Consider the following 13047-nt stretch of genomic DNA (forward strand, 5'->3'; position numbering starts at 1 on the left):
GAGGGGGAGACAGATGTGCAAGTCAAATAGAAAGCATGCAATGGACAAGCTGCTGCTTGACATACATTTAAAGCGTGAAGAAATGATTGCATGCGGGCTAGAAAGTGGATTTGCCAGCTCAGAAACATTGCAAGTAAGCCAAGAGCTGGATATGTTAATTCTAAAATATCAAAAGCATAAGGAGCAGCTGGACAAGCCCAGTTCATTCCAAGCTTTGATCAATCTAGATTTTTTTAAAAGGTTAAAGGCGCAGCTTTCTAAAACACCCATCGCAGTAATGTTATCTTCATTATTGAAATAATTATACATTCCTTTCTATCCTCTTTCAACGCTGTTTCAGAAGCCCCCTCTCTTTTTTGATAGGAGAGAGGGGCTCATTCAACAACGGGAAGGAGCACATCTACAGTAGCTTCTTGTCCTTCCTTGCTAACAATTGTAATGTTTCCATTGTATGCTTCCACACTACGCCTGCATACAAGAAGATCTAAACCTGTATCTTTTAGCGGATTGTGTATTTCATGGGCAGCAGAGGCTGTCAGTGTCCCAATCGTTTCGAGCTTTTGCAATTTATTTTGCCTGCGTTCAAGCCTTGTTTGTTTTACGGCATGATATATTGAGCATGCATAAAAATGATAGTCATTAAGAACAAAATAACAAGATATTCCACCAACCACTTTGTACATACCTTTGATTTCTCTACGTGATATATATATACGTTAACCTTACACGGAGCTGCTTTTAAAGAAATGGCAGCCTTGAATCGTTTTGTAGTTTGATTCTTTGTACACGAGACAGGACCTCTGCATTCGCTATAACATAAGTAATAAAAGAATTAAGCTGTACAATGTGGTTTTATATAACCTTTTGCAGGCGTTCTTTTTCCCTTGCCTGCGGAAGAATCATTTGTACATGATTGGAATGATGATAAGCACCTATTACTGTAATGGTGAGCCCCTTGGAACGCTTTTACAGGCATATCTCTTTTTATCATAGATCATTCTAAAAAAGAACAAACATGTAAGGAGAGATGTGTAATGTCTCATCAAAAACGCCAAAAGGCACGTCTTTGGAGAACAAGAAAAGAAAGCCAGCAACCGCATGGAAAAGTAAAAACATTTGAGCAGCTTGCGGAGGAAGAAGGTAAGAAATAAGCAAACTGGAATCAGTCCATCTTGCTTGCAGCGGCGGACAATTCTCAATGCTTTTTGCCTTATTGGTCCATAAAGCCAGACAATACCTTAAAAAGGCATGCTTCTTTATTCTTGGCTGTTTTCGCAGATATTGTTGCGTTTCCTCTCTCCCAGCAGCACGTGTTGCAGCATCGCGGGAAGAGAGGGGAAGTCAGAAATGAGAGGTCGGCTGCAAGAGGAAAATAATCTCTTGCTTGTATCGAAGCACGCTCTTTTATTCCTGCAGCAACAATTGTTTAGAAAGAGCCTTATTCCTTAAAACAAAAAACGTGATGGATTATGCCCCATCACGTTTTTCTATATGAGCAGCGGGAAAACAAAGATGGAAGACGGCCCCCTCATTCACCTGGCTAGAAATCCGGATGGTTCCGTTCATTGCTTTGACAACACTGAACACGACCATCATTCCGAGCCCTGTCCCTTTTTCCTTTGTGGAGTAAAAAGGTGAGCCAAGACGTGCGAGCTGCTCCTTGTTCATTCCGATACCGGTATCTTTAATCGTTATGTATATGAAATCGTCTAGCTCTTTAACCGATAGATCTAATACACCGCCGTTTGGCATAGCTTCAATACAATTTTTCACGATATTTAATAAACATTGCTGAAACTTTTGTCTTTCCCCCCTGATGTATAGAGGACGGACTGGTTTGTGATACTTCATGATCACATTGCCAAAATTGGCAAGCGGCATGACAAGATTGATAACATGGTCTAGCTCCGTTTCAACTTGCAGCATTTGCGTTGTTTCAATACTTGGCTTTGCGAATGTTAGATAGTCTGTAATTACATGATTTGCCTGATCAATACCATGTATAGCCGTATGCAAATATAGCTTTCGTTCCTCTTCCGAGCATGCATCGGACTGCAGCAATTGCAAAAAGCCTCTGGTAGAAGTTAACGGATTGCGAATTTCATGAGAGATAGAGGCAGCCATCTCACCGATAAGCTGAAATTTTTCAATGTTGATGAGCTCTTGCTGCAGCTTTACTTGCGAGCGTAAAATCTCTATCAGATATAAAATGAGACAGGTCCCAGCTGTGCTGCAAATTAAATATACTACTACATACAGTGTGTACTCATACGGATTAATCGTATGTTTTAAAAAAATGGGTGTCCATGAGACAAATATAAGATTCACCAATATTGAAAGCGCTATCTTTTTACGGAAGGACGAAGTTTGAAACAGAGAATACATACATAACATGCATATGTATGCTGCGGTGGAGCAAATGACCCCCATCACAGCACCGTCTCCTCCTAGAAACAAGCGGTATATACTCATGATGCTCCAAACAATCCCGCCCGCCGCAGGTCCGCCTATTAGAGTGGTAATGATAAGAATGAGATGGCGAAAATCAAAGAGATACCCCTTATACGGCTCGGCTGCGAAGGTTAAACATACAATCGTGGCAAAGATACAAACAGAAAGGAAAACAGTTTGATTTAAGCGAGGACTTGTCTTTCCTTTCCGTATCCAAAATAAATGATACAAAAGAATGGAAACGATGATAAAGAGAATGTTGAGAAAGAGATAGGCAATGAACAGCTTCAGAGCAGAAACCTCCCTTATGTAAAGCAAAATCTCCTTTATATTCCACCACGTTTATCATACCATTAATTCACATTTTTTAAAATATTAAACATTCAGTTAATTTATATATTCATTTTTTCACGCTTCCTTGAAGCATAAATATATGTTAGAATAATATGCGATTAACTTCAGAAGAAACTCCATGCACCGCATGGGAGAGGTTCGCGAACTCCCTCTATAAAAAACTAAGGCACGACAATATCTATTTTTGGTATTGTTTTGTTTTTGTCTATATGACAGTTCAAGAACGCTTCTTCTTCGTATACTTTCTTGATGAAAAAGGAGAATGAATAATGAAGAATGAAAAAGCGGTTGTTGTGTTTAGCGGCGGTCAAGACAGTACAACGTGCTTGTTTTGGGCGCTTAAGCATTTTGCGGAGGTTGAGACGGTTACGTTTAATTACAATCAACGGCACAGCTTAGAAATCGAATGTGCAGCCTCTATCGCAGAAGAACTTGGCGTTAAGCATACTATACTAGATATGAGTCTATTAAATCAATTGGCACCAAACGCGTTAACACGTGGCAATATTGATATTGAGCATAAAGAAGGAGAGCTTCCGTCAACCTTTGTAGACGGACGCAACTTGCTTTTCCTGTCATTTGCAGCGGTTTTAGCTAAACAAGCCGGCGCGCGCCATATCGTTACAGGCGTATGCGAAACAGATTTTAGCGGCTATCCGGATTGCCGGGATGTATTTGTGAAATCGTTGAATGTGACATTGAATTTAGCAATGGACTACCAGTTTGTAATTCATACACCGCTTATGTGGATCAATAAGGCACAAACATGGAAGATGGCGGATGAACTTGGCGCATTTGAGTTCGTACGCGAAAAAACACTCACTTGCTATAACGGCATCATTGGCGATGGCTGTGGGGAATGCCCAGCATGTAAGCTTCGAGCAGCGGGATTAGCCGAATATGAAGCAGAACGAAAAGGAGCGGGTGCATAATGGATAACTTTTTTGGTTTTCGCATTGTAGAGAATTTACAGAAAATAGACAAGGATATTCGCCGTGAGCAGCTCAAGTACCATAACAAACGCGTGATGGTTAGCAAGGAGTTTACATTTGATGCGGCGCATCATTTGCATTGCTACGAGGGAAAATGTAAAAATCTTCACGGCCACACGTATAAGGTTGTTTTTGGCATTAGCGGCTATGTAGATGAGATCGGTCTGGCAATTGATTTTGGCGATATTAAGGAAATTTGGAAGCAGGAGATTGAAATCTATCTTGACCACCGTTATTTAAATGAAACCCTGCCACCGATGAATACAACAGCGGAAAATATGGTTGTGTGGATTTTCGAGAAAATGGAAGAAGCATTGCAGCAGGGCGATCGTCAGCAAAAGTACAAAGGTGCCCGTGTAGAATTCGTCCGCTTATATGAAACTCCAACGAGCTACGCTGAAATGCGACGGGAGTGGATGGAGCTTGACTAATATTCCTGTATTAGAAATATTCGGACCAACCATTCAAGGAGAAGGAATGGTAATCGGACAAAAGACGATGTTTGTCCGTACAGCTGGCTGTGATTATCGTTGTACATGGTGCGATTCTGCTTTTACATGGGACGGAACAGCGAAGGATTCTATTCGGCAGATGAGTGCAGAAGAAATCTGGCAGGAGCTGAAGCAAATCGGCGGGGATAATTTTTCGCACGTAACGATTTCGGGAGGCAATCCTGCTTTGTTAAAATCATTAGGAGAGCTTGTGCTTCTATTGAAAGAAAATAGCATCACAACAGCAGTGGAAACACAAGGCAGCAAATGGCAGGATTGGCTTCTAGATATTGATGAAGTAACCGTGTCTCCGAAGCCGCCAAGCTCGGGGATGGAGACAGATTTTACGATGCTTAGCACAGTGCTGACAAAGCTACAAGGCAGCCGCGTGAGCCTTAAAGTTGTTGTATTTGATGATACTGATTTTACTTACGCAAAAGACGTGCACGCGCGTTACCCGCACATTCCGTTCTTTTTGCAAGTCGGTAATGACGATGTATACGCAGCAGATGATACGCTGCTCATTTCGCGGCTATTGCGGAAATATGAATGGTTAATTGAGAAAGCGGTAAGCTGCAAGGAAATGAACGATGCAAAGGTTTTGCCGCAGCTTCATGCATTAGTGTGGGGAAATAAGCGCGGCGTTTAAAGAAAACTCGCCGATTGCTGGGCCGCTAGGCGAAGACAGAGGCGTAGTCGCACTTATACTTTATTCTTAAAATTTCCCGCTGCGTCAAATGGCTTCTTAGCTGGAAATTCATGCTTTCTTAAAGTGTAAAATAAGAGGGGAGATTTACAATGACAGGACGTAAAGACGAAGAGCTGCAGGATGTTACGCTGCTCGGCAATCAAAATACAAAATACTTATTTGAATATTCACCAAGCATTTTAGAAACATTTGATAATAATCATCCAAACCGGGATTATTTCGTAAAATTCAATTGTCCAGAATTTACGAGTCTTTGTCCGAAAACAGGACAACCGGATTTCGCAACGATCTACATTAGTTATATCCCAGATATTAAGATGGTAGAAAGTAAGTCGCTTAAGCTCTATTTGTTTAGCTTCCGCAACCATGGTGATTTTCATGAGGATTGCATGAATATTATTATGAATGATTTGATTGAATTAATGGACCCGCGTTATATCGAAGTATGGGGCAAATTCACGCCTCGCGGGGGTATTTCGATCGACCCGTACTGCAACTATGGACGTCCAGGAACAAAGTACGAGAAGATGGCAGAATATCGTTTGATGAATCATGATTTATATCCGGAGAAAATCGATAACCGATAAGATAAGTATTTCACAATAAAAAGGTATTTATAGTAAAAACAAAAGGATGGACGAAAGCAGCGCAATATGCAGCTTCCGTCCATCCTTTTTATTCTCAGATGAAAACTCTTCTGTTACTATTAAGCCTGCTGTGCAACAATCTTATAATTTTTGTGATTAACAACGGTAAGCGGCTCTAAATCCAATTCTCTATAGTTTTTCATAATCGTTATATCTACAATGACGGAATTTTTGTTCACCTTCTGCACACGCCCTTGCAAACCATTTTTAAATTCTACTACATCTCCAGCTTCTGCAATAATCATATGCACTCTCTCCTCATAACAAAAAATTGGGTCAGAAGACCTTGCTCAGTAGTCCTCTTTTGTTGTTTTCTCTATTTTGAACTATATTTACTATTTTGTAAATGTTTTCATGCTTATTTCAAAAAAAGATTTTTCATTTGTCAAGAAAAAAGAAGATTTTTGTCGAAAAAAATAGATGTTGACAACAGGATACAGATTCGTATAAAGAACAAAAAGGAATATTTTTATTTTTAGGAAATATATATCAATCATACATTTTCTTGTACTCTTAACGGCGTGAAGAGCTGGTTCAGGAAGGAGAGATTTTATGGATGTCTGGATTATTTTAGCTGTTTTAGTTGTAATAGCCTTACTATTTTTGGGAGCATCGTCTTCACGAAAAGGAAAGCGCCACCATAGCGATTCTTCTTATAAAAATGATTATGACAATGACTCCTCCGATGAGGAGTCCGATGACTGGGACAGCGGAGACAGTGGAGACAGCGGCGGAGACGGAGGTGGAGGGGACTGACAGACAGCTGTTATATGCTGTCTTTTTTGTTTTTTACTGTTTATTTTCATTGCAATAGGTATTCATGATGCAAAACTGCTTGCGAAACGAAGGGATTGCACAGAAACGCAGTATATATACCATCGCTGTTTGTTTATATGCATGATATGATAGAGTTATAAGTATGATAAGAACAGGAAGTTTTCAAAAACGGAGAGTGAATGAGATGCAAATCTCGTTAATTACACACGGTCCCGTCAACATACCTTCTTATTTTATGAACACAAAGGAATTTCACTTATGGCTGGAGCAATACAAGCAGGCAGAACTTGTTTCGAGCAGCACATTTCCAACCAAAACAGCTGATGCAGCACGCCAGGCGAAACGAGTTGTTACGAGCGATGCAGCGTGTGCGGTCCAATCTGCAGCAGCGTTAATCCCTTCGCTTTCTTTCGTGCAAAATAACTTGTTTCGCGAAATATCCATACCAGGACGCCTGCCCACTTTTCCTTGGCTGAAATTAAAGCCGACAGCATGGATGACGCTCGGTCGAATGCTTTGGCTCACAGGCTGCAGCGATAAAGAAGAATCATATAAGCAGGCAGAACAACGCGCCAAGCAGGCTGCTGATTTGCTGATAGGCTATGCACTGTGCGACTATAAAGTCACCTTAATCGGACACGTCTTCTTCAATTCTATGATTGCAAAGGAATTAAGAAAAAAAGGCTGGGCAGGACCTTTATGGATGGACAACCGTAATTGGGGATGTACAACATATCGTTACCACAAGATATTTGCAGGAAAATCGCTTGAATATAAAATGAGGTTTACACCTGGCTAATAAAAACGCAATCCAATGCAGAATAAGCAGTTCGGATACTGTGGAGAAAAAGTAAAATAACAGTATAAAAATCAACTGTAATCTCAACAAAAATAGCGATTAAAATAACAATACCATTAGCACACAAAAAACGCTTGGATTAACGAATATCCAAGCGTTTTAATTTATATGTCATATTCAAGATAAGCCCGTATTAGACAATGTGATTAAAGTGGTGAATTTTCTACTCCTAAATGAATCCAATCTTCTTTTGTTGGTCTGCTAATTAGTATGTTATTTACAATGTTTCTCCACAAAAACGGAACTGCTTAAATGCAGAAGAATTGTGCTTTTATCTGCAACAGCTTTCGCGCGGGTTGTTTTACTATGAAAACAGGCCAATTCCGCTTTTCTTGTAAACAGGCTCTTGTCGGTTTCTGGAAATAACGGTACAATAAGTACTTGCAGAGGTGAAGGATATGGATCAATCATTAGCTAATGAGATTTTAGATAAATTAAAAAGCGGTGAACTTCATGAATATGTCGTGACCAAAGAGGTGTTTTATCCATTTCGGGAAGTGTTAGTGAATAGACCTGACTTTAAGCATTTTCGCGGCATTGCCCAGCATGGGGGAATTGTGGTGTACACATATATGGAGACGCCGCGTTCCTAAAATGATTCAATAACAGATAACTGTAGCTGAGATATAGAAATTATAGAATAGATGAGGAGGGAATAAGTTTGGAAGAGTTTAAGCAGAAACGTCTCACACATTGGGATTATATGTGGCAGGATGAGCAAGGAAGACGGTTTATGGGGATGATTCTTTTGCCAGCGAAGCGTAAAAGAGCTGGGCGCTATTTATGGGAATTAAAAAAGCAGCTTGCTGATGCATACAAAAGTAAACGCTATGTCCCAATTACTATTTTACATCATGATTCCTTCTTAGATATAGACGGACGTATTTGCGCGGTAAGTGAGGATGAAAATGTGATAACCATTCAAGATTTAGCCGGCAGCTATTATACGGTTCGTATTAGCGATGTTTTGCACATTGAGTATAAGAATGAAGGCGGAAACAGCTCAGAGTAGGGCTGTTTTTTTATTCTGTAATTATAAATTTCCAGCTAGAAGCTCATTCGGCGTAATGAAGAATTATGCTCTATCTTCGCCCAAGAACCCGTCAGTCGGCGAGTTTTGCCTCTTTGGATCATCCTTTAGATATTGTGTTTGCTGATGTTTGCGATAATTAGCACACTTTTCTTTAAAACAAACCGTTTTTGTCCCTGGGGGAAGCTGTGCTTTATATTTCTCATAGCACCAGCATGTTTCATGGTCTTTCATTGTACACACTCCCTTCTAAATCAGTGTATCAAAAAAGAAAGAAGAATAGATAAATAATTAAAAAAATGATTGTTGAAAGCAACTAAGCGTTGTAACATAAAATTAGTAAAGATTTCCAAGATACAAAAAGGGGGAGATACATGTGAAAGAGCGAGCAGCATGGAAAATAAATGGCTTTATTGGATTATTGGCATTACTTGTGATTCTTATATTTGCAGCATATTTTAGTATTGTGCAGTACAATCCTTTGTACCTTATTTTTGCTGCTGTGCTGGCTATATTCGTATTGAGCGGGCTGACAATTGTGCAGCCGAACGATTCTGTGGCCGTAATGTTTTTCGGGAAGTACATGGGCACCATTCGCGAAGATGGATTTTTTATTACGATTCCATCTATTCGTAAGCGTGTTTCCTTACGCGTGCGTAACTTTAACAGCGATACGCTGAAGGTCAACGATGTAGATGGGAACCCCATTGAAATTGCAGCAGTTATCGTTTTTAAAGTAACAGATACAGCTAAAGCACTGTTCGATGTAGAGCATTATACAGAATTTGTACGTATCCAAAGTGAAACAGCGCTTCGTCATGTAGCGACAAAATATCCATATGATACGGACCAGGAGAAGGCATGGTCGCTTCGTGGAAATGCAGAGGAAATCGCAGAGGAGCTGGCCCGTGAGCTGCAGGAGCGGTTAAATGTATCCGGTGTGACGGTAATAGAGGCACGCCTCACCCATTTAGCCTATGCTCCTGAAATCGCAAATGCTATGCTGCAGCGCCAACAGGCAACAGCTGTCGTGGCTGCTCGTCAAAAAATTGTGGAGGGTGCAGTTGGAATGGTTGAGGCTGCTCTTGAACAGCTGGATCAAAGACAAGTCGTACAGCTGAGTGAAGAAATGAAGGCACAAATGGTAAGTAATCTGATGGTTGCGATTGTATCGGAAAAAGGAACGCAGCCGGTAATGAATGCTGGAGCAGTGAAATAAGCCCTCCTTAAGATGAATCGAGAATGCCATTTTGTATCATGCAGCTATTTTGGCTTCCTAATCTCAATAGGCTGGAACGAAAAATGTTAGCTGTTTGAAATATTTATAAGGTATTTGTAACAATCAGATCTTTTTTTGTTTGGTGAATCAAACTTCAAAAATGCTTTATTTTGTACCTTTATAAAAGGAATTTGTCTACATTTTTAAAGGGAAAAGGGCATTTCCCTCGAAAAATATATATTATTTCCCGGGGAAACTAGAATATTGACGGGAAATAATAGTCTCGTAAACGTATTATGTAAAGAAGTCCGCTCTTTCGAATATATGACATTTGTAACAATTCTGCTACAAATACTTGTACAGATCCACTGGACATGATTTTACAAAAAAATCATTTCTTTGTAGAATTCCTCTAGATACAAAACCGCAGGCAGCAGAAAGGAGAGAAGAAAACGAGGTAGTATCCGGGCGGTACCTTGTTCCATGGGACACAATGCCTTAGGGCAAAACACAAACTTTATGATGTAGTGCGCTTGTCCGCGCGAAAGCTCATCGGCTAAACCCCGTAAAACTCAAAGCATGCGCGAGAAACAAAGCAGCCAAGCCTCTCGGGTCCCAAGAGGCTTTCTTTTTTTTGTATAAAAACATGCCAGCCATGTTCAGACTGTTTATCCCGCTTACCTCCTAATTTCATGCCCCCACACCTTCCTTAGTGCCCTTTCTTTCCTCTCATATGTATAGCGTAATTTAATTTGTCGCTTGTCTTGAAAAGTCTTCTGCAAATTTCCTTCTTTTTCTCTACATTCCTACGTCTCACCTTTAGAATGAACTAGAAAATACGTTGACAAGTTTCTGCAAATGCACTGTATTGACATGCTATTTATAATGTTGTTTTATATGGTTTGTACTTCTTTTCGGAACGGCTCTTTCTTTGTCGAAAAACAAATTCTTTTGCCTGAAATAAATCTGCGCATATATCTTGTGTCCGTTTAAAAAACATAATACAATATGTAGGCAGATAGAGAATATGAAGAATTTGGTTATGTTCGGGAAATGGAGGAATTAGAGATGCTGATTGTATATGATTCGATGACAGGAAATGTAAAAAGGTTTATTCAAAAGCTCAATATGCCTGCGGTGCAAATTCATGACGAATTACTGCTGGATAAGGAGTATGTCCTTGTCACATATACAACAGGATTCGGGAAAGTGCCGGAGCGTGTAGCAAGATTTCTGGAGCGCAACCACGATCGTCTAAAGGGTGTATCAGCGAGCGGAAATCGTAACTGGGGAGACAATTTTGGCGCCAGCGCAGACCACATTGCAAAAACATATAGAGTGCCGGTTTTGTCTAAGTTTGAATTAGCAGGGACAAATAAAGATATAGAATTTTTTAAAGAAAGGGTGCTGGGGCTTGCGACATATTGAGCTCAATAACGAAATTACACAAATGGCGGACGGCTTCTATCAATTAGAGAAGGATAAGGAAGCATTGCAAGAGTTTTTGAAAGAGGCGCGGGAAAATACGGTACGGTTTAACAGCGTACGTGAGCGCATCGCCTACATGATTGAGCAGGATTACTACTACAATGTTTTGCGCGAGTATTCTCTAGAAGAGATTGAGGAAGTGTATGCTATTACATACGAAGAAAACTTCCAATTCCGATCCTATATGGCGGTATCAAAGTTTTATAAAGATTACGCCTTAAAAACAAATGATGGCAAGCAATATTTAGAAGGCTATGAAGACCGCGTTGCAATTGTCAGCCTGTACTTAGGCCGCGGTGACGGGGAAAAAGCGAAGAAATATGCAAAGCAAATGATTAAGCAAAACTACCAGCCAGCGACACCGACCTTTTTGAACGCGGGACGAAGCAGAAGAGGGGAAATGGTGAGCTGTTTTCTTTTGGAAATGGATGATAGCTTAAACTCAATTGGATTTAATATTAATACCGCCATGCAGCTGAGTAAAATTGGCGGGGGCGTTGCCTTGAATTTAAGTAAGCTTCGTGCTAGGGGCGAAGAAATTAAAGGGATTGAAAATGCAGCAAGCGGCGTGATGCCGGTGATGAAGCTGTTAGAGGATTCTTTCTCTTATGCGAATCAGTTGGGTCAAAGAAAAGGCGCCGGTGCCGTGTATTTGAATATTTTCCACTGGGATATTATTGAATTCCTCGATTCAAAGAAAATAAATGCAGATGAGAAAACCCGTATTCAATCCCTCTCCATCGGATTAATCGTACCAAGCAAGTTTTTTGAACTAGCAGAAAAAGATCAGCCATTATACGTATTCGCTCCATATACAGTGTTTAAAGAGTATGGAAAGCATTTAGACGATATGGATATTGATTCAATGTACGATGAGCTTGTTGCGAATCCGAAAATAAAGAAGAAGAAGCTTGATTTGAGCGCTCGTGACATGCTGATTAAAATTTCGATGATTCAGCTTGAGTCTGGGTATCCGTACATCATGTTTAAATCAAATGCGAATGAGCAGCATCCGCTTAAGGATATTGGTTCAATCAAAATGTCGAATCTGTGTTCGGAAATCTTTCAGTTACAAGAAACATCAGAGATTAACGATTATGGCGTAGGTGATGTCATCCGCCGTGATATTAACTGCAACCTAGGCTCATTAAACATCGTAAACGTGATGGAAAACAAAGAAATGCGCGAAGCAGTGCATGCCGGCATGGAGGCGCTGACAGCTGTTTCTGATATGACGGTGATTCAAAACGCCCCGACAGTGAAAAAAGCGAACGAAGAGCTTCATTCTGTTGGACTAGGTGCGATGAACCTGCACGGCTTCTTAGCAAAAAATAAAATCGCATACGAAAGCGAAGAAGCGAAGGATTTTGCCCGCACATTCTTTATGATGCTGAACTATTACTCCATCGAGAAAAGCATGGAGATCGCAAAGGAACGCGGGGAGACGTTTAAAGACTTCGAGAAGTCCGAGTATGCGAAGGGAACATATTTCGAGAAATATGAAGCAAATGACTTCAGGCCGCGCTTCGATAAGGTAAAGAAGCTGTTTGAAGGCATGCATGTTCCGACTCAGGAAGATTGGAGAAACTTGAAAGAACAAGTGCAAATGTACGGATTATACAATGCATATAGGCTCGCAATCGCTCCGACGCAATCGATCAGCTACGTACAAAACGCAACATCCAGCGTAATGCCGATCGTAAGCCAAATTGAGTCTAGAACGTACGCAAATGCAACAACATATTACCCAATGCCGTTCCTATCAAAAGAAACGTTTTGGTACTATAAATCCTCCTATGATATCGATCAATTTAAGCTCATTGACTTAATCGCGGAAATTCAGCAGCACGTGGATCAAGGAATTAGCACGATTCTATACGTGAACAGTGATATTTCTACACGCGAATTGGCGCGTTATTATATTTACGCACATAAAAAGGGCTTAAAGAGCTTGTATTATACAAGAACGCGAAAGCTAAGCGTAGAAGAGTGCGTAGCGTGCGTAGTCTAATTTTGAAAGAGAGAAGGAG

General features: G+C 40.4%; 17 protein-coding genes and 1 riboswitch. Of the genes, 13 read left to right on the plus strand and 4 right to left on the minus strand.

The window, feature by feature from the left end; translation table 11 throughout:
* Nucleotides 1-13 precede the first annotated feature (13 nt).
* Nucleotides 14-301, plus strand: a complete 288-nt coding sequence (locus AC6HZ4_RS09160; RefSeq protein WP_497494672.1) for an aspartyl-phosphate phosphatase Spo0E family protein — start codon at nucleotides 14-16, stop codon at nucleotides 299-301.
* Nucleotides 302-374: 73 nt separating this feature from the next.
* Here the strand turns inward: AC6HZ4_RS09160 and AC6HZ4_RS09165 are convergent, their stop codons facing one another.
* Entirely contained in the window at nucleotides 375-683 is a 309-nt protein-coding gene (locus AC6HZ4_RS09165) for a hypothetical protein (RefSeq protein WP_497494673.1), read from the minus strand.
* Nucleotides 684-1034: 351 nt separating this feature from the next.
* Here AC6HZ4_RS09165 and AC6HZ4_RS09170 point away from each other — a divergent pair, with 351 nt between their 5' ends.
* Nucleotides 1035-1151 (plus strand): DUF6254 family protein, encoded by a 117-nt coding sequence (locus AC6HZ4_RS09170; RefSeq protein WP_497494674.1) that lies wholly within the window; start codon nucleotides 1035-1037, stop codon nucleotides 1149-1151.
* Nucleotides 1152-1467: 316 nt separating this feature from the next.
* Here the strand turns inward: AC6HZ4_RS09170 and AC6HZ4_RS09175 are convergent, their stop codons facing one another.
* On the minus strand, nucleotides 1468-2688 hold the full coding sequence (locus AC6HZ4_RS09175) for an ATP-binding protein (protein WP_497495655.1): 1221 nt from the start codon (nucleotides 2686-2688) through the stop codon (nucleotides 1468-1470).
* Nucleotides 2689-2932: 244 nt separating this feature from the next.
* Nucleotides 2933-2976, plus strand: a riboswitch (PreQ1 riboswitch).
* A 98-nt stretch (nucleotides 2977-3074) separates the two neighbouring features.
* On the opposite strand from AC6HZ4_RS09175, the gene queC reads away from it, so the two are divergent.
* The 4 genes from queC to queF all read left to right on the plus strand — a co-directional run bounded on the left by queC (nucleotide 3075) and on the right by queF (nucleotide 5584).
* Entirely contained in the window at nucleotides 3075-3737 is a 663-nt protein-coding gene (gene queC / locus AC6HZ4_RS09180; RefSeq protein ID WP_497494675.1) for a 7-cyano-7-deazaguanine synthase QueC, read from the plus strand.
* Nucleotides 3737-4228: a 6-carboxytetrahydropterin synthase QueD gene (queD, locus tag AC6HZ4_RS09185; RefSeq protein ID WP_497494676.1), complete on the plus strand. Its 492-nt coding sequence runs from the start codon at nucleotides 3737-3739 to the stop codon at nucleotides 4226-4228. Before queC ends, queD begins: the two co-directional genes overlap by 1 nt.
* The gene (queE, locus tag AC6HZ4_RS09190) at nucleotides 4221-4937 is read left to right on the plus strand and encodes a 7-carboxy-7-deazaguanine synthase QueE (protein ID WP_497494677.1); all 717 of its coding nucleotides are present in this window, start codon (nucleotides 4221-4223) and stop codon (nucleotides 4935-4937) included. The genes queD and queE overlap by 8 nt, the downstream gene beginning before the upstream one ends.
* 149 nt (nucleotides 4938-5086) lie before the next feature.
* A complete protein-coding gene (gene queF, locus AC6HZ4_RS09195; protein WP_497494678.1) occupies nucleotides 5087-5584 on the plus strand; it encodes a preQ(1) synthase in 498 nt (165 codons plus the stop codon).
* 119 nt (nucleotides 5585-5703) lie between these two features.
* On the opposite strand, the gene AC6HZ4_RS09200 is transcribed toward queF, so the two are convergent.
* Nucleotides 5704-5889, minus strand: a complete 186-nt coding sequence (locus AC6HZ4_RS09200) for a YkvS family protein (RefSeq protein ID WP_497494679.1) — start codon at nucleotides 5887-5889, stop codon at nucleotides 5704-5706.
* 307 nt (nucleotides 5890-6196) lie between these two features.
* On the opposite strand from AC6HZ4_RS09200, the gene AC6HZ4_RS09205 reads away from it, so the two are divergent.
* The 4 genes from AC6HZ4_RS09205 (at nucleotide 6197) to AC6HZ4_RS09220 (ending at nucleotide 8292) form a co-directional block, all read left to right on the plus strand.
* Nucleotides 6197-6400 carry a YxzE family protein gene (locus tag AC6HZ4_RS09205; protein ID WP_497494680.1) on the plus strand — a complete coding sequence of 68 codons (204 nt, stop codon included), beginning with the start codon at nucleotides 6197-6199 and terminating at the stop codon, nucleotides 6398-6400.
* Nucleotides 6401-6605: 205 nt separating this feature from the next.
* A complete protein-coding gene (locus AC6HZ4_RS09210) occupies nucleotides 6606-7220 on the plus strand; it encodes a histidine phosphatase family protein (RefSeq protein WP_497494681.1) in 615 nt (204 codons plus the stop codon).
* Nucleotides 7221-7678: 458 nt separating this feature from the next.
* Nucleotides 7679-7873, plus strand: coding sequence for a protein YkzS (gene ykzS / locus AC6HZ4_RS09215; protein ID WP_497494682.1), 195 nt, complete (start codon nucleotides 7679-7681; stop codon nucleotides 7871-7873).
* Nucleotides 7874-7941: 68 nt separating this feature from the next.
* Nucleotides 7942-8292, plus strand: coding sequence for a hypothetical protein (locus tag AC6HZ4_RS09220; protein WP_497494683.1), 351 nt, complete (start codon nucleotides 7942-7944; stop codon nucleotides 8290-8292).
* A 63-nt stretch (nucleotides 8293-8355) separates the two neighbouring features.
* On the opposite strand, the gene AC6HZ4_RS09225 is transcribed toward AC6HZ4_RS09220, so the two are convergent.
* On the minus strand, nucleotides 8356-8544 hold the full coding sequence (locus tag AC6HZ4_RS09225; RefSeq protein ID WP_497494684.1) for a hypothetical protein: 189 nt from the start codon (nucleotides 8542-8544) through the stop codon (nucleotides 8356-8358).
* Nucleotides 8545-8686: 142 nt separating this feature from the next.
* Here AC6HZ4_RS09225 and AC6HZ4_RS09230 point away from each other — a divergent pair, with 142 nt between their 5' ends.
* The 3 genes from AC6HZ4_RS09230 to nrdE all read left to right on the plus strand — a co-directional run bounded on the left by AC6HZ4_RS09230 (nucleotide 8687) and on the right by nrdE (nucleotide 13028).
* Nucleotides 8687-9529 carry an SPFH domain-containing protein gene (locus AC6HZ4_RS09230; RefSeq protein ID WP_497494685.1) on the plus strand — a complete coding sequence of 281 codons (843 nt, stop codon included), beginning with the start codon at nucleotides 8687-8689 and terminating at the stop codon, nucleotides 9527-9529.
* A 1068-nt stretch (nucleotides 9530-10597) separates the two neighbouring features.
* The gene (nrdI, locus tag AC6HZ4_RS09235) at nucleotides 10598-10957 is read left to right on the plus strand and encodes a class Ib ribonucleoside-diphosphate reductase assembly flavoprotein NrdI (protein WP_497494686.1); all 360 of its coding nucleotides are present in this window, start codon (nucleotides 10598-10600) and stop codon (nucleotides 10955-10957) included.
* Nucleotides 10944-13028 carry a class 1b ribonucleoside-diphosphate reductase subunit alpha gene (gene nrdE / locus AC6HZ4_RS09240; RefSeq protein WP_497494687.1) on the plus strand — a complete coding sequence of 695 codons (2085 nt, stop codon included), beginning with the start codon at nucleotides 10944-10946 and terminating at the stop codon, nucleotides 13026-13028. The genes nrdI and nrdE overlap by 14 nt, the downstream gene beginning before the upstream one ends.
* The last annotated feature ends 19 nt before the right edge of the window (nucleotides 13029-13047 follow it).

This window comes from Ectobacillus sp. OTK, from assembly GCF_059698935.1.

Bases quoted from the DNA above. Each gene is read 5' to 3' on its own strand.
- queC (WP_497494675.1), top strand. From the start codon at position 3,075: ATGAAGAATGAAAAAGCGGTTGTTGTGTTTAGCGGCGGTCAAGACAGT.
- queD (WP_497494676.1), top strand. From the start codon at position 3,737: ATGGATAACTTTTTTGGTTTTCGCATTGTAGAGAATTTACAGAAAATA.
- AC6HZ4_RS09160 (WP_497494672.1), top strand. From the start codon at position 14: ATGTGCAAGTCAAATAGAAAGCATGCAATGGACAAGCTGCTGCTTGAC.
- AC6HZ4_RS09205 (WP_497494680.1), top strand. From the start codon at position 6,197: ATGGATGTCTGGATTATTTTAGCTGTTTTAGTTGTAATAGCCTTACTA.
- AC6HZ4_RS09200 (WP_497494679.1), bottom strand. From the start codon at position 5,889: ATGATTATTGCAGAAGCTGGAGATGTAGTAGAATTTAAAAATGGTTTG.
- AC6HZ4_RS09165 (WP_497494673.1), bottom strand. From the start codon at position 683: ATGTACAAAGTGGTTGGTGGAATATCTTGTTATTTTGTTCTTAATGAC.
- queF (WP_497494678.1), top strand. From the start codon at position 5,087: ATGACAGGACGTAAAGACGAAGAGCTGCAGGATGTTACGCTGCTCGGC.
- AC6HZ4_RS09170 (WP_497494674.1), top strand. From the start codon at position 1,035: ATGTCTCATCAAAAACGCCAAAAGGCACGTCTTTGGAGAACAAGAAAA.
- nrdI (WP_497494686.1), top strand. From the start codon at position 10,598: ATGCTGATTGTATATGATTCGATGACAGGAAATGTAAAAAGGTTTATT.
- AC6HZ4_RS09225 (WP_497494684.1), bottom strand. From the start codon at position 8,544: ATGAAAGACCATGAAACATGCTGGTGCTATGAGAAATATAAAGCACAG.
- AC6HZ4_RS09210 (WP_497494681.1), top strand. From the start codon at position 6,606: ATGCAAATCTCGTTAATTACACACGGTCCCGTCAACATACCTTCTTAT.
- ykzS (WP_497494682.1), top strand. From the start codon at position 7,679: ATGGATCAATCATTAGCTAATGAGATTTTAGATAAATTAAAAAGCGGT.